This window comes from Lysinibacillus sp. F12 (assembly GCF_057773605.1).
Window position 1 is genome coordinate 13845 of sequence record NZ_JBYMLP010000003.1, and the last position, 20347, is coordinate 34191.

At 38.8% G+C, this 20347-nt stretch carries 23 protein-coding genes; 12 read left to right on the forward strand and 11 right to left on the reverse strand.

Annotation, left to right across the window (positions count from 1 at the left end; all coding sequences use genetic code 11):
- Positions 1 to 81 precede the first annotated feature (81 nt).
- Positions 82 to 555 carry a YaiI/YqxD family protein gene (locus tag AC3CH7_RS13840; RefSeq protein WP_031419490.1) on the forward strand — a complete coding sequence of 158 codons (474 nt, stop codon included), beginning with the start codon at positions 82 to 84 and terminating at the stop codon, positions 553 to 555.
- Positions 545 to 1873 (forward strand): D-serine ammonia-lyase, encoded by a 1329-nt coding sequence (dsdA, locus tag AC3CH7_RS13845; RefSeq protein WP_012293814.1) that lies wholly within the window; start codon positions 545 to 547, stop codon positions 1871 to 1873. The genes AC3CH7_RS13840 and dsdA overlap by 11 nt, the downstream gene beginning before the upstream one ends.
- Before the next feature lie 87 nt (positions 1874 to 1960).
- On the opposite strand, the gene AC3CH7_RS13850 is transcribed toward dsdA, so the two are convergent.
- Positions 1961 to 3130 (reverse strand): pyridoxal-phosphate-dependent aminotransferase family protein, encoded by a 1170-nt coding sequence (locus tag AC3CH7_RS13850; protein WP_099805987.1) that lies wholly within the window; start codon positions 3128 to 3130, stop codon positions 1961 to 1963.
- 142 nt (positions 3131 to 3272) lie between these two features.
- Between AC3CH7_RS13850 and AC3CH7_RS13855 the strand changes: the two genes are divergently transcribed.
- Complete coding sequence (locus AC3CH7_RS13855; RefSeq protein ID WP_488381540.1) at positions 3273 to 4334, forward strand: DUF1835 domain-containing protein; 1062 nt, start codon at positions 3273 to 3275, stop codon at positions 4332 to 4334.
- A 28-nt stretch (positions 4335 to 4362) separates the two neighbouring features.
- On the opposite strand, the gene AC3CH7_RS13860 is transcribed toward AC3CH7_RS13855, so the two are convergent.
- The 3 genes from AC3CH7_RS13860 to AC3CH7_RS13870 all read right to left on the reverse strand — a co-directional run bounded on the left by AC3CH7_RS13860 (position 4363) and on the right by AC3CH7_RS13870 (position 7444).
- A complete protein-coding gene (locus AC3CH7_RS13860) occupies positions 4363 to 4848 on the reverse strand; it encodes a hypothetical protein (protein ID WP_012293817.1) in 486 nt (161 codons plus the stop codon).
- A 344-nt stretch (positions 4849 to 5192) separates the two neighbouring features.
- The gene (locus AC3CH7_RS13865) at positions 5193 to 5819 is read right to left on the reverse strand and encodes a nitroreductase family protein (protein ID WP_031419498.1); all 627 of its coding nucleotides are present in this window, start codon (positions 5817 to 5819) and stop codon (positions 5193 to 5195) included.
- Between the two features lie 398 nt (positions 5820 to 6217).
- The gene (locus tag AC3CH7_RS13870; protein WP_036215484.1) at positions 6218 to 7444 is read right to left on the reverse strand and encodes a ferredoxin reductase family protein; all 1227 of its coding nucleotides are present in this window, start codon (positions 7442 to 7444) and stop codon (positions 6218 to 6220) included.
- Between the two features lie 161 nt (positions 7445 to 7605).
- On the opposite strand from AC3CH7_RS13870, the gene AC3CH7_RS13875 reads away from it, so the two are divergent.
- Complete coding sequence (locus AC3CH7_RS13875; RefSeq protein WP_012293821.1) at positions 7606 to 8094, forward strand: metal-dependent hydrolase; 489 nt, start codon at positions 7606 to 7608, stop codon at positions 8092 to 8094.
- A 303-nt stretch (positions 8095 to 8397) separates the two neighbouring features.
- On the opposite strand, the gene AC3CH7_RS13880 is transcribed toward AC3CH7_RS13875, so the two are convergent.
- Positions 8398 to 9219, reverse strand: a complete 822-nt coding sequence (locus tag AC3CH7_RS13880) for a squalene/phytoene synthase family protein (RefSeq protein WP_080695181.1) — start codon at positions 9217 to 9219, stop codon at positions 8398 to 8400.
- 228 nt (positions 9220 to 9447) lie between these two features.
- Between AC3CH7_RS13880 and AC3CH7_RS13885 the strand changes: the two genes are divergently transcribed.
- The 5 genes from AC3CH7_RS13885 to AC3CH7_RS13905 all read left to right on the forward strand — a co-directional run bounded on the left by AC3CH7_RS13885 (position 9448) and on the right by AC3CH7_RS13905 (position 12351).
- A complete protein-coding gene (locus AC3CH7_RS13885) occupies positions 9448 to 10182 on the forward strand; it encodes an SDR family NAD(P)-dependent oxidoreductase (protein WP_488381539.1) in 735 nt (244 codons plus the stop codon).
- 417 nt (positions 10183 to 10599) lie between these two features.
- Positions 10600 to 11436 (forward strand): type II pantothenate kinase, encoded by an 837-nt coding sequence (coaW, locus tag AC3CH7_RS13890; protein WP_012293825.1) that lies wholly within the window; start codon positions 10600 to 10602, stop codon positions 11434 to 11436.
- Between the two features lie 128 nt (positions 11437 to 11564).
- Entirely contained in the window at positions 11565 to 11789 is a 225-nt protein-coding gene (locus AC3CH7_RS13895; protein WP_031419509.1) for a hypothetical protein, read from the forward strand.
- A 22-nt stretch (positions 11790 to 11811) separates the two neighbouring features.
- Positions 11812 to 11943 carry a hypothetical protein gene (locus tag AC3CH7_RS13900; protein ID WP_004269370.1) on the forward strand — a complete coding sequence of 44 codons (132 nt, stop codon included), beginning with the start codon at positions 11812 to 11814 and terminating at the stop codon, positions 11941 to 11943.
- A gap of 87 nt (positions 11944 to 12030) precedes the next feature.
- Positions 12031 to 12351 carry a DUF3889 domain-containing protein gene (locus tag AC3CH7_RS13905; protein WP_031419511.1) on the forward strand — a complete coding sequence of 107 codons (321 nt, stop codon included), beginning with the start codon at positions 12031 to 12033 and terminating at the stop codon, positions 12349 to 12351.
- A gap of 35 nt (positions 12352 to 12386) precedes the next feature.
- On the opposite strand, the gene AC3CH7_RS13910 is transcribed toward AC3CH7_RS13905, so the two are convergent.
- Entirely contained in the window at positions 12387 to 12941 is a 555-nt protein-coding gene (locus tag AC3CH7_RS13910) for a DJ-1/PfpI family protein (RefSeq protein ID WP_197150684.1), read from the reverse strand.
- 163 nt (positions 12942 to 13104) lie between these two features.
- Between AC3CH7_RS13910 and AC3CH7_RS13915 the strand changes: the two genes are divergently transcribed.
- Positions 13105 to 13503 (forward strand): MarR family winged helix-turn-helix transcriptional regulator, encoded by a 399-nt coding sequence (locus AC3CH7_RS13915; RefSeq protein ID WP_012293828.1) that lies wholly within the window; start codon positions 13105 to 13107, stop codon positions 13501 to 13503.
- A gap of 5 nt (positions 13504 to 13508) precedes the next feature.
- Positions 13509 to 14699, forward strand: coding sequence for an MFS transporter (locus tag AC3CH7_RS13920; RefSeq protein WP_373561634.1), 1191 nt, complete (start codon positions 13509 to 13511; stop codon positions 14697 to 14699).
- Between the two features lie 69 nt (positions 14700 to 14768).
- Here the strand turns inward: AC3CH7_RS13920 and AC3CH7_RS13925 are convergent, their stop codons facing one another.
- The 5 genes from AC3CH7_RS13925 to AC3CH7_RS13945 form a co-directional block, all read right to left on the reverse strand.
- Positions 14769 to 14861 carry an NlpC/P60 family protein gene (locus AC3CH7_RS13925; protein WP_207890049.1) on the reverse strand — a complete coding sequence of 31 codons (93 nt, stop codon included), beginning with the start codon at positions 14859 to 14861 and terminating at the stop codon, positions 14769 to 14771.
- 311 nt (positions 14862 to 15172) lie between these two features.
- Positions 15173 to 15751, reverse strand: coding sequence for a DUF3862 domain-containing protein (locus AC3CH7_RS13930; RefSeq protein WP_207890050.1), 579 nt, complete (start codon positions 15749 to 15751; stop codon positions 15173 to 15175).
- 120 nt (positions 15752 to 15871) lie between these two features.
- Positions 15872 to 17047, reverse strand: a complete 1176-nt coding sequence (locus AC3CH7_RS13935) for an MFS transporter (RefSeq protein ID WP_200991100.1) — start codon at positions 17045 to 17047, stop codon at positions 15872 to 15874.
- 18 nt (positions 17048 to 17065) lie between these two features.
- Complete coding sequence (locus AC3CH7_RS13940) at positions 17066 to 17887, reverse strand: MerR family transcriptional regulator (RefSeq protein ID WP_207889803.1); 822 nt, start codon at positions 17885 to 17887, stop codon at positions 17066 to 17068.
- Between the two features lie 76 nt (positions 17888 to 17963).
- Positions 17964 to 18974, reverse strand: a complete 1011-nt coding sequence (locus AC3CH7_RS13945) for an alpha/beta fold hydrolase (RefSeq protein WP_012293832.1) — start codon at positions 18972 to 18974, stop codon at positions 17964 to 17966.
- A 139-nt stretch (positions 18975 to 19113) separates the two neighbouring features.
- Here AC3CH7_RS13945 and AC3CH7_RS13950 point away from each other — a divergent pair, with 139 nt between their 5' ends.
- Positions 19114 to 19995 carry a LysR family transcriptional regulator gene (locus AC3CH7_RS13950; RefSeq protein ID WP_031419520.1) on the forward strand — a complete coding sequence of 294 codons (882 nt, stop codon included), beginning with the start codon at positions 19114 to 19116 and terminating at the stop codon, positions 19993 to 19995.
- The last annotated feature ends 352 nt before the right edge of the window (positions 19996 to 20347 follow it).

Consider the following 20347-nt stretch of genomic DNA (forward strand, 5'->3'; position numbering starts at 1 on the left):
GAGGGGTCATGTAAATATTATTTTAAAATAATTTATTGTATTAGTATTCATCTAATTATGAGAAAGGAATGATGCCTTATTGTGAAGGTTCTTATAGATGCTGATGCCTGTCCAGTAGTGGATTTGGCGCTATCTGTATCATCTGAGTTTGAGATTGAAACTATCTTATTTTGCGATACATCCCACCGTGTGGAACGTGATAATGTAATAACAATTATTGTACCGAAAGGTCCTGATTCGGTTGATTTTACGCTAGTGAACGCGCTTTCAAAACATGATATTGTCATAACACAGGATTACGGGCTTGCGGCAATGGTTTTAGCAAGAGGAGGGTATCCTATTGATCAAAATGGACGAGAAATGTCTAATGAAAATATCGAACGTTTGCTCGATATGCGTCATGTCGGTCAAAAAATTCGAAGGGCAGGTGGACGTACCAAGGGCCCTAAAAAAAGGACACAAGAAAACAATATTTCGTTTGAAATGAAATTTCGACAAATTTGTGAACGAGCGATTTCTGCACAAAAAATGGAGGATTCTACAGGTGAAAAATGAACTTAAACATGATTTTTTAGAGCAGTTTCCACAGTTGAAATTGATGGCGGCAAAAGATACTGTACTTTGGGAAAATACAAATAGAGTGAAGAATCCGGCAACATCGCTTTTTACTATGGAAGAAGTGGAGGAGGCAGAGGAAACGTTACAACGCTTTTCCGCATATTTAAAGCTGGCGTTCCCTGAGCTTGTGGCAAGTAATGGATTAATCGAATCAGGTATTCAAGAAATCCCTGCTATGAAAGGTGCGATTGAGAATAAATATGGTGTGCTTATAGAAGGTCAGTTACTTTTAAAATCCGATCATGCTTTACCTATCTCAGGTTCCATCAAGGCGCGTGGAGGCATTTATGAGGTCTTAAAGCATGCTGAAAGGCTGGCGCTGGCGAGTGGAAAGCTCCAAAAAATAGATGATTATGGGCGTTTAGCATCTGCGGAGTTTCAATCCTTCTTTCAGCAATACACCATCGCAGTTGGCTCTACAGGAAATTTAGGCTTAAGTATCGGCATTATGGGCAAGAAGCTCGGCTTTAATGTCGTTGTACATATGTCGAGTGATGCCAAGGAATGGAAAAAAGCTTTACTCAGAGAAAAAGGTGCCACGGTTGTTGAATATGAGGGTGATTACAGTGCTGCCGTTGAACAGGGACGCCAAGAAGCAGAATTAGATCCGATGTGTCATTTCATTGATGATGAAAACTCTAAGGATTTGTTTGCTGGCTATGCAGTCGCAGCAATGCGTTTAAAAGGGCAATTAGAACATATGAATGTGCCAGTCAGTGCTACAAACCCATTGTTTGTTTATTTACCATGTGGGGTAGGAGGAGGACCAGGTGGAGTTGCCTACGGATTACGAGAACTATTTGGTGAACATGTGCATATTTTCTTTGCGGAGCCCGTGGCATCTCCTTGCATGACGCTAGGCTTAATGACTGGACTTCATGATGCTATTAGCGTAGAGGATATTGAATTAGACAATAAAACCGAAGCAGATGGTCTGGCAGTGGGCCGCGCCTCCAAGTTTGTAGGAAAAGTAATGGAAACGTATATAAGCGGCTGCTATACAGTGACGGATGAAGAATTGTTTACCTCATTAGGTTTAGCAATGGATAGCGAAAAATTATTTTTAGAGCCATCCGCACATGCGGGAATGTTTGGACCGATTCGATTAATGAAAAACGGGCAAAGCTATTTGGAAAAGCATAACTTAGCGGACAAAATGGAACAGGCAACACATCTGATTTGGGCAACAGGAGGGAGTATGGTCCCTGATAGCATGCGTGCCACGTATTTAGCTAAGAGCAGAGATTTAGTTTAACAATGACCATACTTTTTGTTTAAAAAAGAGAAGGTATTACCCAAATCAAGCTATTCAAAGCACAAAAATGCTTCACCTGTTTTCTTATTAACGTTGCAATGCTTTACGTTGAGCTGCTAAATATACCTCTTGAGCGGCAAGGACACCTGCGCCTGGCTGGAAGTCATAAGCGAAGTCTTGAAGCGCGGCCTCCAATAAGGATACAGCTTGTAGGATATCACTTGGGAAGCAGTAGCCCATATGGCCAAATCTGAAAATTTTACCTTGTAGGTGACCAAGGCCACCTGCAAAATCTAGGTGATATTGCTGCTTAAGGTGTGTTAAGAATTCACCAAGCTCAATTCCCTTTGGTGCCATAATAGCTGTAATGGTAGGGGAGGCATATTGATCTTCAGTTAAGAGCTCGATGTGTAATGCTTTCATAGCGCTACGTACCATGTTTTTCATGAGTTCATGACGGGCAATTGTTTGCTGGAAGCCACCTTCCTGTTCAATTAACTGACAAACCTCATGCAGGCCATCAATAAGCGTGATAGCAGGAGTATTTGGCGTCATCCCCTTTTCAGCCCAACTACGATAACTTAATAGATTTAAATAATAGGCTGGCGTTTGATTATCTTCAATGACTTGCCAAGCTCTTTCGCTCACACTGACAAGAGAGAGTCCAGGCGGTAGCATCATCGCTTTTTGAGAGCCTGTCACGAGAATATCAATACCCCAAGCATCCATTTCAGCCGGCGCGCCACCGATGCAGCTTACGCCATCCACGATAACGAGTGCATCTGTTTCGTCTTGAATCACTTGTGCTAATTCAGCAACAGGGTTTAAAATGCCTGTAGAAGTTTCGTTATATGTGATAAAAACCGCTTTGATATTTTGTAATGGCTGTAAAAATGCCCGTAGCTCCTCAGGTGTGCAAGCTTGTCCCCACTCTTTTTCAAGCTTATGTACATGGAAGCCGTATTGCTCGCAAATGGAAACGAAATAGTCACCGAATGCCCCGACCGTAATGACCACAACTTCCTCACCAGCGGCAACCGTATTGACTGCCGCAGCTTCTAGTGCAGCTGTCCCGCCCGATGGCAAGAGTAAAATGTCCTGTGTCGTGCCAAAGACAGGCTTTACCGCCTCAATCGTTTTTCGGTATAATTCTACAAATTCTTGACTCCGATGACTAAAAATATCCCGACTCATCGCTAGCTGAACTCTCTTTGGAATCGGTGTCGGCCCCGGATGTCTTAAAATATTTTCATACATATTATCAATCCCCTTTACTTGACAGAAATTCAAAATTTTCTAACTATAATAATAACATACTTTTTGTAGGGACTAGCTGCTTTTTGAATAAATAATGGAAGAGGTTAGTATAAAGCTATCATTTGAAAAGGAGACCAAGGATATGGAAACAGTGATGCACTACCCATTTATCTATTTTTTGTACGACCACAATCAGGTGCTTGTATATACAATTCAAACGCTCGATTCCATTACATTAGCAAATGTCGTGGAAAATGGAGAATGGGAGAGGTATGAGCTTCCGCCATCAGAGCCATTTACAACATTTCGGCATGAACAAAGTGATCCTAAAGAGGGATGGTCTTTTTGGGCTGCGGCGGAACACCTTAGCTATTTGGTAGAAACCATTAATGATTACATTCAGCTTCAAAGAAACAGGATGACGACAACTGCCCGAGTTGCACATATTGTTTGCTCAGAATCTGCAGCTGGCTCCTTACGAGTGGAACTTGCTCCGCCTAAATATGTCATTGGCTTTCCTGAGGATTTGTCTATAGGACCGCTGTGGAAGCTTGATGAAGAAAGAGGACAAGCATTCCGCCAAAAGTGGTTAATGGAAAATATTAACGATGAGATGGATGACTTTGTTGGTCCTACTAAAATAAGAGATGCCATTCGAGAGATACGTGATATCCCTAGTCACCTACCTATCTATATTTGGTGTGGGGACCATATAGAAGAACAATGTGGGCTTCGGTTTTTCCTCTATGTATTGCGTGATCAGCACAATGAAATATTTCTTATACATTCAAATGGACAGCAAGTGATCGAACGTCAGTGGAATCCAAATCTGTATGATATAAAGAGATTATCAGTAAAGGGACGTCAAAAATTTCTACAGCAATGGGAAGGTTTGGCAGAATCAACAGCAGTACTTCGTCAATGGGAGCATCAGCATATTCAAGAGGTGCCTGAAAATTTTTATGACTCTTTCATCGTGAAGAAGCTAAAAGAAATGCATCATGAGCAGGGACATGTGGATTTTATTCAAACTGGAACATTTCTTTTAGAGCTACTTGCTAGCATGGAGAAACAGCCAAACATCTTTTATTTAGAATATAGAATCCGATATTTAGTTTATAATGGCACTCTAGTATTAAAAGGAATTCCTAAATCTATGCGGCATTATTATGTGAAACTACGCCAAAAAACCTCTTTAGTCTGAAGACTTAAAGAGGTTTTAAGATGGTGAACTAGGCTACGAATGGTTTGTTCATGCGCATTAAACCGTAAATAGCAAAGAACAGCCCGCCTGTAATAACCATTAGAATTGTGAAAAGTACAGCCTTACCAGTTTCACCACACCAGCGATAGAATAGGCGATATGTGAAATACAATGTAAAGCCCACCATACCTAGTGATGCGAGTATACCGATAACTGGTATAAACGAAACGATAAACAAGCCTGCATAAATAAGCGTATTTTTTAGAGCCGTTGCACGAATCGTTTCTCGATTATCTCCACCAGCAGTCAGTAGGAAAAGACTGTATACATTAATGATAGGAATCCAAGCAATATAGGCTACATCTCCAAAACCATTTGTTTTAGATGTCATAAAATAAATTAGTGCACTAATAATGTAGGCGATTAGCCCAAGAACTAGAGATGCTAAAATTAGGATAAGAAATAAGCCTCCCATGGCTGCATCTAAATCAGAGTTATAATAATTATAGTCCATCAGAAAAACCTCCCTTCTTAAGAAAATACCTCCTAATGATACCAATCCTATTATGTTTAATCTACAAGCATTTATATGTAATTTTTAGTAGCAATCACACAAATGTACTAGAAAGAAAATGTCCATTATTTCTTTTATGATGATTTTTTGAGTAATGAAGGAAAGAAATGCAAAAAATATCCCTGGGAAAATTATTGTGCTAGTGTTGGAGAATCATTTTTTTAATTTTTCACCGTTTACTATTCGCAAACATTACTATCCTATGTTTGTAGTGGTACCTGACATGCCAGCCTATTCACAAAAAAGTCACCTTCCTATATAGAAAGGTGACCATTTTACATGTATTACATGAATTTGGCGATATGCTCGAGCTCAATACGTGAAGAATTATAGGCAGGGGCTGCTGCTTTACCAATCGCAATTAAAATAACGGGTACGATATGGTCAGCTAATTCAAAATGTTTGGCGAAGGCTTCTTTGTTAAAACCACCCATTGGTACTGTATCATAGCCCATGTCTTTTGCTAAAAGCATGATTTGCATGGAAATTAGACCAGCATCAAATGTAACGATATTTTTTAAAATCTCCTGAGGAAGCTGAGAATACAAGTTCATAGAATTAGTTATCATTAAATCCTTAGTTGCTTCATTAATATAACCAAGATCGTAATTTTTTGTAAAGATTGACTCCGCATTTTCGTACATTTTTGTATCGCCTAGCACAGCAATAACAGCTGAGGAAGTTTCCACTTGTTCTTGATTGTTAGCAATGGCACGTAACTCTTTTTTTATTACTTCATCTTGAATGACGATAAAGCGCCATGGCTGTAAGTTACTTGAAGATGGCGCAGAAGTGGCTTCTGTTAGTAATTCTTCTAGTTGTTCTTGAGGGATTTTATAATTTTCGTCGTATTTACGAACAGATTTACGGTCATGCATAACTTTATTTATATTGCTTTTTGTCACTGTCATCATTTTGACTCCTTCACTATAAGTTGCGTGTTTACTATACGATAAATGAACTCAAATTCCAAGTAAATTGCTCGAATTAGAGAGTCTTGAATGAAGGATTTCTGATGAGAGGATGATTGCCTGAATGTTATGACGCACCAAACTCGAAATTTGCAAGGAGAAACAACTGAATTTTTTCATGCTTTAGATAGAATTTATCTTTTAGAAAAAATGTAGAGGAGTGCTTTATGGAGAAGTTGATTGAACGGAGTGGGTGTTTTCTGTGCGAAGCAAAGCAGCTCCTCAATCTCCTATAGTGGAAAACAGCGTCCTTTCTTCATTAAATGGTTAAAAGAAAAAAGACTATAGTTCCACTCAAATGTTTTTGAGGTTGTCTATAGTCCGAAGGGGAACACTTGCTATCTTAGTTTAAATGCTTCCCATTCTATATGGCTAGTAGGCGCGGACGATTTGAAGTGCTTTATCATTTTTTCGGGTCCACATAGATAAATACTTGTATGAGCTGGTATGGTCATCCGGTCAAAGGAAAGCCTGTCCTCCTCTGTTGTATCAATAAAGGTGACCGTAAATTTATCATTGGATTGCGCATAGTTCAGTAAAAAATCTTTATATACCATATTATCCACACCATGAAAGGAATAATATAAATCAATTTTCTTAGTAGGTTTTGTTTGTAAATAGGCTATGAACGGCGTAATGCCAATGCCACCTGCAACCCAAAGTTGTTGATTGGCTCCTTTGGCAAAGTCAAAATGGCCAAAAGGACCATCTATGGCAACAGGGGTGTTCAATTGTATTTGTTTGTAGACCTGCTTTGTAAAATCGCCGACTGCTTTGATCGTCACCCTAATTTTTTCTCCATCCCCACCAGAAATAGTGAAAGGGTGGGGTGCTTTTTCAATGCCTTCCTGAAAGATTTTTAGAAAGATAAATTGTCCAGGTCGGTAATGAAGCTTTTTCGTAAGGGTCAGTTCTAATTCGATGACATGGATATTTAGTTTTTGAATGTTGGAAATGGAACCGTTATACCGGAAAAACATATCTTGATACATTGTCATCATATACAGGGCAGACATAAAACCAATAGTTGTTGTAAGAGCAGTGAAAATACCCAATGCTGAGGGCTGTAATAAATCATATTCGCTCGAAAAATAAGTATGGTAAATACCCAATGTATAAGGAAGAAGCAAAAAGCGGTGTAACCAGCGCCAATGCTCATATTTTAAAAATTTTGCTAGGAATGCAAGGGCGATTAGGATGATAAATCCATATTGCCCGAGCTCTCCAAGCTCTTTCGCCCATTCACGAAAAGATGTTTGCGGGAGTTCTTGATCAGGAACCATCTTTTGCAATTGCCCATGGATCATGATAGAACCAAGTGAAAACATGGCCAATACTTTATGATAAAAATTTAAGCGCCCTAGCCCATTAAACCAACGCTCTAGTAGTTTCATTCTTGTTGAGAAAAGAAACACAAGGAAGAGTCCTGTAATCGCTAAGCCTCCAATAATATGAGCAAGCTTGTTCAGTGGATGAATGGGGGCCAGGGGGATAGCAAAATACCAAAGGCACGCACTACTGCCCATTACCAATATAATAAAAAGTAGTCCTCTATAAGCTTTCATAAATAACCTCCATCCCTATTTTTAACCATATACTTTATGGCTATACAATTATTGGATGAAAATATTTCAGATCGTACGTTCGGAATGTATGTTCCCTTTTGGGCGTATTTATGTTACATTAAGATGGTTCGCAAAATGCGTAAGAAGGGTGGAAGTACTTTATGCAAGGGAATACCCATATGGTTGGGGGCATTACAGCAAGTCTAGCCTTTGCACAAATTTCAAATGATAATCCGCTTGTTTTGGTAGGGGCAGGCGTTATCGGTGCATTACTTCCAGATATTTGCCATGGTGGTAGCAAAATCGGCAGGAAGCTTCCTATCATTTCAAAAATAGTTAATTCGCTGTTTGGGCATCGTTCCTTTACACATAGTTTGCTGTTTTTATTTTTGATTGGGATGCTACTACATACATTTATACCTTATAAGTCCGTTACAATAGGTATTTTATTAGGGATGGCAAGCCATGTTTTATTAGATATGGGGACCAAAAAGGGTGTAAAGCTATTTTTCCCAGTCTCCATTTCGGTGCGTCTACCGCTTACTACAAAAACAGGTAGTAAAGTGGAAAAAATAGTGTTTACATTGTTAACAATGCTGTCAGTCTTTTTTAGCTATGAAATCATTGTGCAGCTTCTTGCTACAAATTAAGGAAAGAAACCCACTAAAGTGTAAGACCCCCCGGTAGGTAGCAGTTTATTTAAGGGGAGTAATGTTTGTAAGCTTTGTTTGAGTTGAAGCTTTGTGCAAGCAGAAAGTATGCGTACCAATGGGAGATTGTCCGTAATTTTTATGGAGCTTTAAAAAATATCTGAAACTAGCGATTGACCTTTGCGTAACGCAAACCTTTATAAAGTGCTGCTCAAAAAGGAACCCCTGAACGAGAAAATTCTCATGCAGGGGTTTTATTGGTATTACATATTAATGGGTCATTCTAGAAATGAGAGCCGCCCATCAGTCTGCCTGTACCTCTTCAACGGTTTGCTCAACCTCTGTACGTGTTATTTTTTCACGACCGTCTTGCATGGCTTTTAATGTTTTATGCGCTAATGCAAGTGGTAATCGACAGAATAATAATACTGTGCGTTTATTAATATCTTTCATATAAAGATCAGCTTTCGCGAGATTTTCCTCTGCATAAGTAAATAAATCCTCGCGTGTCCAGCCGTCAGGAACGAAACTTACGCCACGCTCATCCATATCCTCATGCTGATTGCGTAAAATATTGACAGCCTGGAGACCTCGACCATAGCCAATTGCTAAATCGCGATCTGTTTGAATGTCTGCACCCCACGCCCAAAGCTCAGACAGCATTGTCCCAACAAGCCCTGCTACGTAGTATGTATAATCATCTAAATCCTCGCGTGTATGCACCTGCCAATTAGCTTTAGCCCACTTCGCCATACCAAAGGCCATTTCACTTGTAGAAGCTTGGACAATTTTTCGAGATTCCTCAGGGCAGAATGCTAGCCAATCTGCTAAGCGAAGGGTTACCTCAGGTAACTGTGCCGCATAAGGCGCTACCAATTCTTGATATGCCTCATTATTAAATGTGTCCTTTAAAAGGTCACTAGTTGCCGATAATAAATCAAACTTTACATCATTGGAAAGCTGTTCATGATCCTCTATTTCATCGATGGCACGCATCGCTAAATAGGCAGCTGCTACCGATACCTTTAAATCATTTTTTAAGAAAGTGATGGGTATATAAAAAGTGCGACTTGTATCTTTTAAAACCTGCATCGCTTCTTTATAAAGTCTTTTTTGATCTTTCACTTGTATTCCTCCGTTCAAATGGTTCCACATCTATAGTATATCGTATCGTAAAAATGGGGAAAGATAAAACAGATTGTTCATGAATATGGAGATATTCTTTGAAAACGGTTACTAAAAATGATATAGTTTAATAGTAAACTATTTAAACCTATACTTTTATTGTGGTCTAAAAGGGACGGTTTATACTAGTACGACAGACAAATTTCAAGTGAGAGGAAGTATAAAGTAATGGGACGTTTAAATAATAAAATTACAATGATTACAGGTGGAGCATCTGGAATGGGGGCAGCGATGGCAAAGTTGTTTGCACAAGAAGGTGCGACAGTCATTGCAGCAGATATTAACGAGGAGAACCTAGCGAAAATCTCAGAGCTCGAAAATGTAGAGGGCATGAAATTAGATGTTTCTTCTGACGAAAACTGGGTAGAAGTGACAAAAGCGATTGTCGAAAAATATGGTCGTATCGATATTTTAATTAACAATGCTGGTATTTCTTCAGAAAAAGGTCCAGATCAAATTACACAAGCGGACTGGTCCATCATGCACAATATCAATGCTTTTGGTCCATTCCTTGGCATTAAACATGCGTCTAAATATATGAAGGAAGCAGGGAAGGGCTCAATCGTAAATACATCATCTTACACAGCCATTATTGGTGCAGGATTCAATGCATATACAGCATCTAAAGGCTCTTTACGTGCGATCGCTCGTGCAGCGGCTTCCGAGCTTGGTGCTTTCAATGTTCGTGTCAATACCGTATTCCCAGGTGTTATTGAAACACCGATGACAGCAAAATTATCGGAAGCAAAAGAAGCTATGGATATGTTAGTAAAAACTACGCCAATGGGTCGTCTTGGTCAACCAGAAGAAGTAGCGAATGCAATCTTATTTTTAGCATCCGATGAAGCTTCTTATATTACAGGTGCTGAGTTAGTTATTGATGGTGGTTATTCAGCACGTTAATTAATTGCATCGTAAAAGAAAGTGGAAATGCCTGTTTGCAAGCAGTGCATTTTCACTTTTTTTGTTTTTTTAGTAGAATGATGTTAAAGTATTATAATTCGTCAAGATTCACTTGTAGATGAGAAATAAATTGATATTTTTCGTGATTTTTTTATGAATGTTTATGAAGTTATTGCACAATTATTTCAACAGCGTTAAAGTTTAGAAAGGGCGAAAATGTCATTACAAGATTTGGGGGACTGGACGAGGCGTTATCGTTTCGGACAATGACTAGTTAGTCAGGATTTTGGCACACCAAAACTCCTTGCAAAATCCTTGACACCAATGAAGGCATGGAACTTATTTAGTTGCCTGACTACTAGCGTAATGATCATTCGTAATAGATGAGGTTACGTAATAAACACAAAGGAGAATTGTATGCCAAAGGCTATAGGTATTGATGCAGGTGGCACATTGACAAAGGTTGCTTATTTAGATGAAGACAATGAACTTATTCTAACAACCTTCCCGTCAAATGATTTGCTATCTGTGAAAAATTGGATTATTGATCATCCAGATATTGAGGATATTGGTGTTACGGGGGGACGTACAGAACAATTACTTGATGTCATTAAAACAATGAAATCGATTCATTATATAGTAGAATTTGAAGCTACATTAAAAGGTGTTCGTTTTTTGTTAAATAAGGAAGGCTACTTGTTTGAACGTAGTATGATTACTAATATCGGAACGGGTACTTCTATACATTATATGGAAGATAATACACATATACGTGTTGGTGGGACAGGCGTTGGTGGCGGAACATTAATAGGATTGTCAGCGCTTACAACAGGCATTACAGATTATAATGAAATTCGTGAAATGGCTGCTAATGGTCATCGAGAAGGTATAGATTTATTAGTCAAAGACATTTATCAAGGAATGGATACACCCATTGATGGGCATTTAACTGCGAGTAATTTTGGTAAAGTGGGCATTACACAATCCATGAAGCATCCTGCTGAGGATATTATTGCAACTGTACAGGGACTTGTTGGTGAAGTGATTACAACATTAAGTATTCAATATGCTGAGGAAAAAAATACACAGCATATCGTTTATATTGGATCGACTCTCAGCAATAATGAACATCTTGCCCGCGTAATTGCCAATTATACACGCACGAAAAAGCATACACCTGTCTTTATTAATGATCATGGCTTTTCTGGAGCTGTGGGAGCATTGTTAAATATAACGGAATATACCATTGTCTAGAGACAGATTAGAATGAACATGACTAACTTGGGTTAGGGATGTTCATTTTTTTTTTACAAAAATGCCCGAAAAAAATACCTCATATAAACGCGAGTACCTGAGCAAATTATATGTAGGAGGTGATATCTGTGGGCAATCGAAATAATAAAAACAGCAAAAAAACCATGAATGCCAGAACGCATAATCCTTTTGGCACCTACAAAAGCAAAGACCTCGATAGAAGTAATAGTAATAATAACAACCCGAATGACAACTTGAATGAGGAGTTCGCGGCAGAGTTTGATGCGAAGGCCAAAAATAAAAACAATAAAACCAATCATGATAAAAATCAACAATCCAATAAAAAGAACTAATTATTTTTTGGAGGTGTAAGCAATGGCGAAGAAAAGGAAAACAAGCTTTAAAAAGAAAAAGAAAGAGGATACACATAAAAAGAATGATCGAGAAGAATACTCAGCTGAGTTTAACCAAGTCATTCATAATAATCCTCAACAGCCCAAACAATAAACAACGCTGCTCCATTAGTAATTACTTTTGGAGCTCTTATTTTTTACTTCGTTCATCATTTTATACCGTTAATTAGGAGGGTTTTCTGTGAAAAATGTGTATGTAATGCTTGGACTTCTGTTTGCCGTGCCATTACATATTCCAGAGATAGTTTTGGCACAGCAAGAAACACCTGCCTATGCGAAGTGGGGAAAGCTAGCGGTAGAAGAAGTGAAGGGGAAGTATCCCCATGCAAAGATTGTGGACTATTTACATGAGGGAAAGGAAGTACATGGAGCGTCAACCATTGAAAAATTTAAGCTTTGGCTGAAGCAACCTGACAAAGAATTTGGAGTTCATGTACGAATTAGCTACCTTACATCGACGCAAGAAGTAGAGAAAATTGAATTACAGGAAAGCCAGTCATAAAAAAGAGGATGCCTATGCTTAGGCATCCTTAATGCTCATCCCTCTAGTTTTTTAATAAATTCACGCATTAGCCCTGGTAAATCTGGCCAAGCATGACCGCTTACTAAGTTGCCATCTGTGTGAAGATTGGCATCTATATAGGTGGCCCCAGCTACTTGAACTTCTGGTTTGCAAGCAATGTAGGCTGTAAGTTCGCGTCCTTTTAGTACTTCGGGGATGGTTGCGAATATTTGTGCTGCATGACAAACAGCGGCAATCGGTTTATTGGTTTCAAAAAAATGACTCACAATGGTCGGTACATATTCATTTAAACGGATATATTCTGGCGCCCTTCCCCCTGGAATCATTAAACCATCAAATTGTGATGGATCAATATCTGCAAAAGAAGCATGTGCCTCTAAGCCATAGGCAGGACGCTCAATATATGTGTCGACGCCCTCTACAAAATCATGTAATACTGTCTGTAATTTCTTTGCGGATGGTGCTGCGATTGTGACATCAAAACCTGCCTCAAGACAACGATAATAAGGATAAAAAATTTCTAAAGCTTCTACTGCATCTCCTGCAAGTATTAAAACCTTTCTCCCCATGATTCCATCTCCTTTTCCTTGTGATCTCCTTGCTTAATTCGACATATGCAAAAAATTCCCTGCAAAGATAGAATGACCTTTGCCAAATTAGTTGCTTTACAAAGGAAAAAATGAAGCGTATAGTTTATTTAGCTAGGTAAATAATTTTTAGGAGGAAGACCATATGAATCCGATATTCCATGCTTTATTTCAAAAAAGTCGGTACTTAACGAACTGCTTAAATGAAGTGTTGAAGCAGCATCAATTATATAGCTCCCAGTGGACCATTTTATATTGCTTACATAAAAACGGGCCTATGACCTTAACGCAAATATGGAAATATTTAAATGTAGAGGCACCAAGCATTACAAGAGCTATCACACGATTAGAGACATTGGGCTGGGTCGAACGATTAGACGGGGAAGATAAGCGTGAAAAAATTGTAACCTTAACTGCACAAGCCAATGACCGCTTACCAGCCATTACAGAAACAATTTTAGCTTTTGAGGAAGAAATGGTAGGATCACTTACTGCTGAGGAGCAGCAGCAGTTTATGATATTACTGGAAAAAATGAAAGGTTGATTAACTTGCAGCAAGGGGAGAATACACAAATATGGACAAAGCGATTTATTAGTCTCTTTTTAACAAATATATCTGTCTTTTTTGTTTTTTATGGGCTAGTAACGACTTTGCCGCTTTATGCCATCGGTGAACTACACCAAACAGATAAGGAAGCCGGCTTGTTATTGTCAGGTTTTTTACTATCAGCGATAATTGTACGTCCGTTTTCAGGGAAATTATTAGATGTGTTTGGGAAGAAAAAATTGCTAGTGCTATCCATAGCCGGCTATTTTGCTTGTACTGTCTTATATTTATTTATTCATCCATTTGGACTTTTACTGGGTCTTCGTTTTATTCAGGGGATCTTCTTTAGTATCATTACAACAGCCGCAGGATCATTAGCTGCAGATATTGTACCAGCCAAGCGAAAAGGGGCAGGTTTAGGTTATTTCACGATGTCTACAAATCTAGCGGTTGTCATTGGGCCATTTATTGGTCTATTATTAATTCAATATAGTACTTTTAACGTGTTATTTATTGTCATGAGTTTTTGTATACTAGCTGGAGGCATTTTAGCATTAACGGTTCATACTGACGATTTACCGCAGCCAGCACATAAAGGGAAATTAACGTTCACCTTCCATGATTTATTTGAGCGAAAGGCATTGCCCGTTGCAGCAATTGCTAGTTTAGTAGCTTTTTCGTATGCTAGTGTTTTATCATTTTTATCGGTCTATGCACAGCAAAAAGGTTTAATGGCGGTTGCCAGTCTTTTTTATGCCGTGTTTGCAGCAGCTATGTTAATTACACGTCCATATACAGGAAAACTTTATGATACAAAGGGGCCTCAATTTGTTATTATTCCAGGTATTATCTCTTTTGCTATCGGACTTATCATGCTAGCCTTCGTTGAAGGACCCATGTTATTTTTAAGTGCAGCTATTTTTGTAGGCTTTGGCTACGGAGCGGTGACAACGAGCTTACAAGCATTAGCGGTTCAATCAACAGCCATCCAACGAAGCGGCTACGCAACAGCAACCTATTTCACGATGTTTGACCTTGGGATTGCTCTAGGCTCTTATATTTTAGGAATGGTGGCCGTACAGGCAGGATATGCTTCTGTCTACTTATCAGGGGCCGGTTTACTAGGAGTGGTCTTTATTATTTATCTCCTACGTCTTGCCAAGATGAAGCCGAAAAAAGTAGTGAATATATAGTAAAACAGTTGGGATGACCCCAACTGTTTTTTACTTTTATATGCGGCCATAGCCAACGAAATATTTTTATCAATAGGTGTTCTTAATATTAGCAATAGAAACGCCTTCATTACTAGCATTAATCAGTTGATTATAGCCAATATAGATGCCGGCATGAGAAATTCCTGCTTTCTATGTATGAGCAAAAAACACTATATATCTTGATGCGTGCTTACTTTTTTAGCTGACTGATAAAATCCAGCTACTGTTTTACGTGGTGTTGACTTACCAGCTCCGACAAAATAACAAGGCGGAAACTTTTTAGAATGGGATTAACATGGTTCTTTTTCTGATGATTTAGGGCGATATGAAGGAAGACAGACAATGACCTACAAAGGTTTGAGAGAATCACTAATTGGATGTAACGAGGAAAAGATTTAATAAGAAGATATAAAACAAATAACCAGATACTCATAGGAGTACCTGGTTTGATTTTATTCCAATCCTAACTGAGTTTTGTTCATTAATTTTCCACCTTGGAACATTAATGAGGCATTGCCACCTAAGGATTTACCATTATAAGTGTACATAACGATATCCCCTGATTCAGAAAGAACCGCACCTTCTCCACCTAGGATATTGAATACTTGTTCTTTTGTCATTCCATTTTCTAGCTTGTTAAATTGTTCAAGAGTAATTTCGATATCAGACGTTTCAACACCGAATTGTGCTTTATTGATTAACTTACCTCCTTGGAACATCATTGTAGAACTTGACATGACGCCATCAGTTTCAAATTCATACATTACAGTGTGGTGGGGTTCACCGGCTGAACCTGTTTCAGACATAATAGTACCTTCGGCACCAATAATTTTTACAACTTCTTCATATGTCATGCCATCTTTAATTTGTTTGAATTTCTCTTCAGTCAATTTACCTTCTGCTTTTGCAGCTGGTGCTGATGCCTCTTGTTTAGAATCATTGGTTGAGTCATGCTTAGTAGCAGTCTCTCCACATCCTGCTAAACCAAGGCTTAATAAAAGTGCTGCACTAAAAATTAGTTTTTTCTTCATCATGAATTCCCCTTTAAATAAAGTATGATTAAATTGTATCAATAATGGAAAGTATTGTCATTGTGAAAAAACTACCTACCCTAATAAGAATAGCCTGATTTTCTATCCAATAAACCGGGACTAATTTATATCTATTGAGGTTTCCATTCCATGACTCTTTGTTCTGAATAGCATGATGGCAAGAAATAAAGCAATGATTACTGCACCCAATCCTACCCAAATCAAACTGAGGACAGAAATACAGCTGATGACGAGTCCGCCTAATCCAGAACCTAGCGCAAAACCAAATTGAATAAAGGACGTATTGATGCTTAAGGCAATATCTGGATTTCGAGGTACCAAAGTGACTAAAAATAACTGCTGAGCAGGGGAAATACTCCATGTTGCTAGCATAAATATCATTAAAACCAAGACCAAAACAAAGAGATTGAAACCTGCTAGAGCGAATAAAGGTAAGGTTACTCCCTGTAAGAACAGTCCGACATAAATGGTAAATTTCGAACCTTTTGCATCTGCTAATTGTCCGCCCATTCTTGATCCAATGAAGCTACAAATTCCTGCTAGAAATAAAATCCCACTAATTTCAGTGATGGAAAGGGTGGATGTAGCTTGCAAAAAAGGCGTAATATACGTGAAAAGAGTAGAGTATCCACCAATGTAAAATAAAGTGATAGCCAGAGCAGTGAGAATTTTGGGGTTTTTTAAAATAGAGAGCTGCAATCTAAGAGTAACAGCTTCTTCTTCTTTGATTGCTGGAACTCTTTTATAAACGGTCAGCAAGGGGAGAATCGTTAATAAACCAATCAAAATAAATAAAATTCTCCATCCAAACATGTCACTAAAAAAGGTGCCAATCGGAACCCCAAGCACGAGTGAGCTGCTTAGACCCATCAAAATAATGCCGATAGCACGGCCTCTTTTTTCTTTTTCAGCTAGTCGAGTGGCCACTGCCATGGCTACCACTGTAGCAATTCCTCCGCTGATCCCTTGCATAATCCGTATCCATAGTGCTGCTTCATAAGTAGGGCTTATAAACATGAGTATGTTACTGGCAATGAACACACCTATAGTTATAAGGAGTAGCTTTTTACGATCCATATTAATGGTGAGTGCGATTAGAATAGGCGCGATAATGGCCGCAGCCAGGGCAAATACAGTCACCAACAATCCAGCATCAGAAACGGTTACTCCAAAGTCCACGGCAATCATTTCAATGACTCCTGTAATAATGTATTCAACAGTTCCAATTAGAAAAACAACAAATGCTAATACATAGATAATCACAGTATTTTTCAATTCAATCCACTCCGCTTTTTAGTTTCTATTAATAATGGGAATTTGTATTTCCATTAATTGCGCACCCTGCGAGGTAGATAACGGTAAATATATTTCCCTACCAGGTTCGTTTTCCTTAATCTGATAGTTATTTTTTACAATCCATTTTGCTAAATCTACACAGGCTGTACTAGCAAAATTAGCATCCGAGCGAAACGTCATGGTGGCCATCATTGGCTCAGGTGGAAGAGTTCGTAATTGAAATGTATCTGGAAACAATGGAAGCTCCTGGCTTAAAAAATAACCGACTTCAAATTCGAATTCATCTTCTTTATCCTCTATTTCTTTCCATAAAACGACCTGAGGACTTTGAGCCAATTGGCGAATTTCTTTTGATAATATTCGATTAAATGTACGAAATAGGTCTGGAATGTCTTCTTCTTTCCCATGCGCCTTCAAAGAAAGGAACTGCTGGGCATTTTCAGCTTTGATTCTGATTTCTTGTATGGTTTCCACTTGCCCCTCACTTTCTAAAAGCTGCATACGTTCCTCAATTCGAGCAAGTTTGGCTTGTTCCATATCGATAATGCCTTGAATTTCATTTTTTTTCAGCTTAAACATTCCTTGAATATCCTTTATTGTAATATCTTCATGGAGTAAATGAATGATTTGTGGCAAAGTGAATCCTAATTCCTTATAAATAAAAATTCGGTTGATTTCAAGGAGCTGGTCTGCCGAATAGTAACGATAGCCAGTTTCGTGATCCACCTTTCTTGGCTTTAATAGGCCGATTTGATCATAGTAGCGCAATGTTTTTAAGGATACTTTGCTTAGCCTAGAAAACACACTAATTTTAAACAAAATATCACCTCCAATCTCTATCATAATGGAAGTATATAGTTTCCCGTGCAGGGGAAAGTCAAGAGTAAAGTGGTTTTTATTCAAGCAGGAGCATTTTCAGGTTTTTATCAATAAATTCAGAATCTGGCTCATGCTGTCCAATCCCTGCACAATGTCCCCACTTCGATTCAATAGGGAGGAAGCGCGCATTTGGCATATGTAGTGCATCATAATTATTGTCCTCTGGAGGAAAGAAAAGATCAGTACTTCCTGGCATGACCAATGCACGAGCTGTAATCTTGCTTAATGCAAGCTCGAAATCACCATCATACGTCGAATTGGCACTAATATTTCCAGTAATGCCGGTACGTAGCATGGAGATTAAATCATTGGCGTCAAAGCTTAAAAACACTTGATCCCAGTAATCCACGAGGTATTCCTCCAGCGTTTCATAGCCTTCTTGCTGATAGAGCTGTTCTAAATAATAAGCCTGTGAGAATCCCCAAGCTGCATAGACGCGTCCCATGGCAGCCAATCCCTCTTTAGGTTGCTCGGTGTAAAAACCATTTTTCCAGTTAGAATCAGCTTGAAGGGCAGCAATCATTCCTTCAAATACAACCTTGGCATGGGGTCTGGTCATGGCAGTCCCTCCGAATGGAGCGATTCGTTCGACCATCTCAGGGTAACTTGCTCCCCATTGAAAGGTTTGTACAGCCCCTAACGACCAGCCAACTACGAGTGCTATTTTACTAATACCAAACTTTTGAGTAACCAATTGATGCTGTAGTCGCACATTATCATAAATTGAAATGAGTGGGAAATTTGCTTGATGATAGGGCGCTGGTGTATTGCTTGGAGAAGAGGATAATCCATTGCCAAGCATATTCGGTATGATGATAAAATACTTTTCTGGGTCCAGTGCCTTACCAGTTCCGATTAACCATTCATTATCAGTATGCAAGCCTGCAAACCATGTAGGATAAACAATGGCATTATTCTTTTCCGCATTTAGTGTCCCGTATGTTTGATAGGCAAGAACAGCATTTGGCAGTATGTCACCTGATTGTAGCTGAATGTCTCCCAGTTCATAAAGTTTATAATCTTTCATGTGAAAAACTCCTTTTTGTCATTAAAGATGGGATAGATGGTCTTTCTTGTCATTACTCTACGAGAATGCTATTGTGAAGTCAAAGAAACGTTTTTGAATAAAACATTCATTTTTTTTGAATCATGGGGTGAACTATACAATGGAATTGCGTCAATTAAAGACCTTTTATACACTCGCTTCAACACTCAACTTTAGCCGCGCTGCAGAGGTGCAAAACTATGTTCCATCAACGGTTACGATGCAAATGAAGGCATTGGAAGAGGAACTAGGTGTAAAGCTGGTGGACAGATTAGGAAAAAAAGTAATCTTGACTGATGCGGGTAGACGTTTTCTAGATTATGTAGTCCGTATATTGAGTGAACTTGAAGAAGCGGAGCATGCGGTTAAGCAATCTGGCGAAATGACGGGGACGTTGGTCATTAGTGCAGATGAAACGTTGTGTACGTACCGCCTGCCTGCTATACTGCGTCTGTTTCGCTTACGATATCCAGGAATTCGGCTTATTTTTAAGCCGCTGTCACATGCGAACTTGAAACAAAGTTTGCGAGAAGGGGACGCGGACATTATTTTTATGCTAGATGAGGACAAGCACGAGATTGGGTTTTGCGGAGAAAAAATGCAGGATGAGTCCTTTTATATTTTGGTAGCGCCTGATCATCCATTAGCTTCACGTACTGAATTGGACATTGAAGATTTTAATGGGGAGACCTTTTTACTGACGGAGAAAGGGTGTTCCTATCGCACATTTTTTGAGCGAAGTCTTTCTCAAAAGGGCATGGGGGGAATTACGGAATTGGAATTTAACAGTGCGGAGGCGATTAAACAATGTGCGAAAATAGGGATGGGCATCGCCATCTTGCCTGAAATGGCTGTGACAGCAGAATTGAGTAGGGGGGAACTAGTCTCGTTGCCGTGGGATATGTCGGCCACATCGTTTGCCACCCAAATGTTTTGGCATGAAGAAAAGTGGATTTCGCCTGCCATCCAAGCTTTTTTAAACTTGGCACGAGACTTTGCTTGAAGTTTAATCACAATAAACAATTTAAACAATGACTCTCTCAATTTTCACAATCAATATTTTCTTTATCAATACATTAGGTTATAAAGATAATCCGTTTACAATGATTGTAGGTGTTCAATCAAATAGTAAATATAGACCTGTATCAAGTGTAGAGTTTGGATTTAAACCTGAAAACAGCATTTAGAGAAATAGCTAATCAAATAGTAACCACCGTGGAACGAGATGTAATGTGGCTAGAACCAAGATTATTCTGTAAGATAAACAAACACAAGGTCTTTAAGATTCGTTTCATTTAAAGGGTTTAATTTAGAAGTTAATGAGCTTTAAAATACGAAATTAAGTAAAGGGTGGT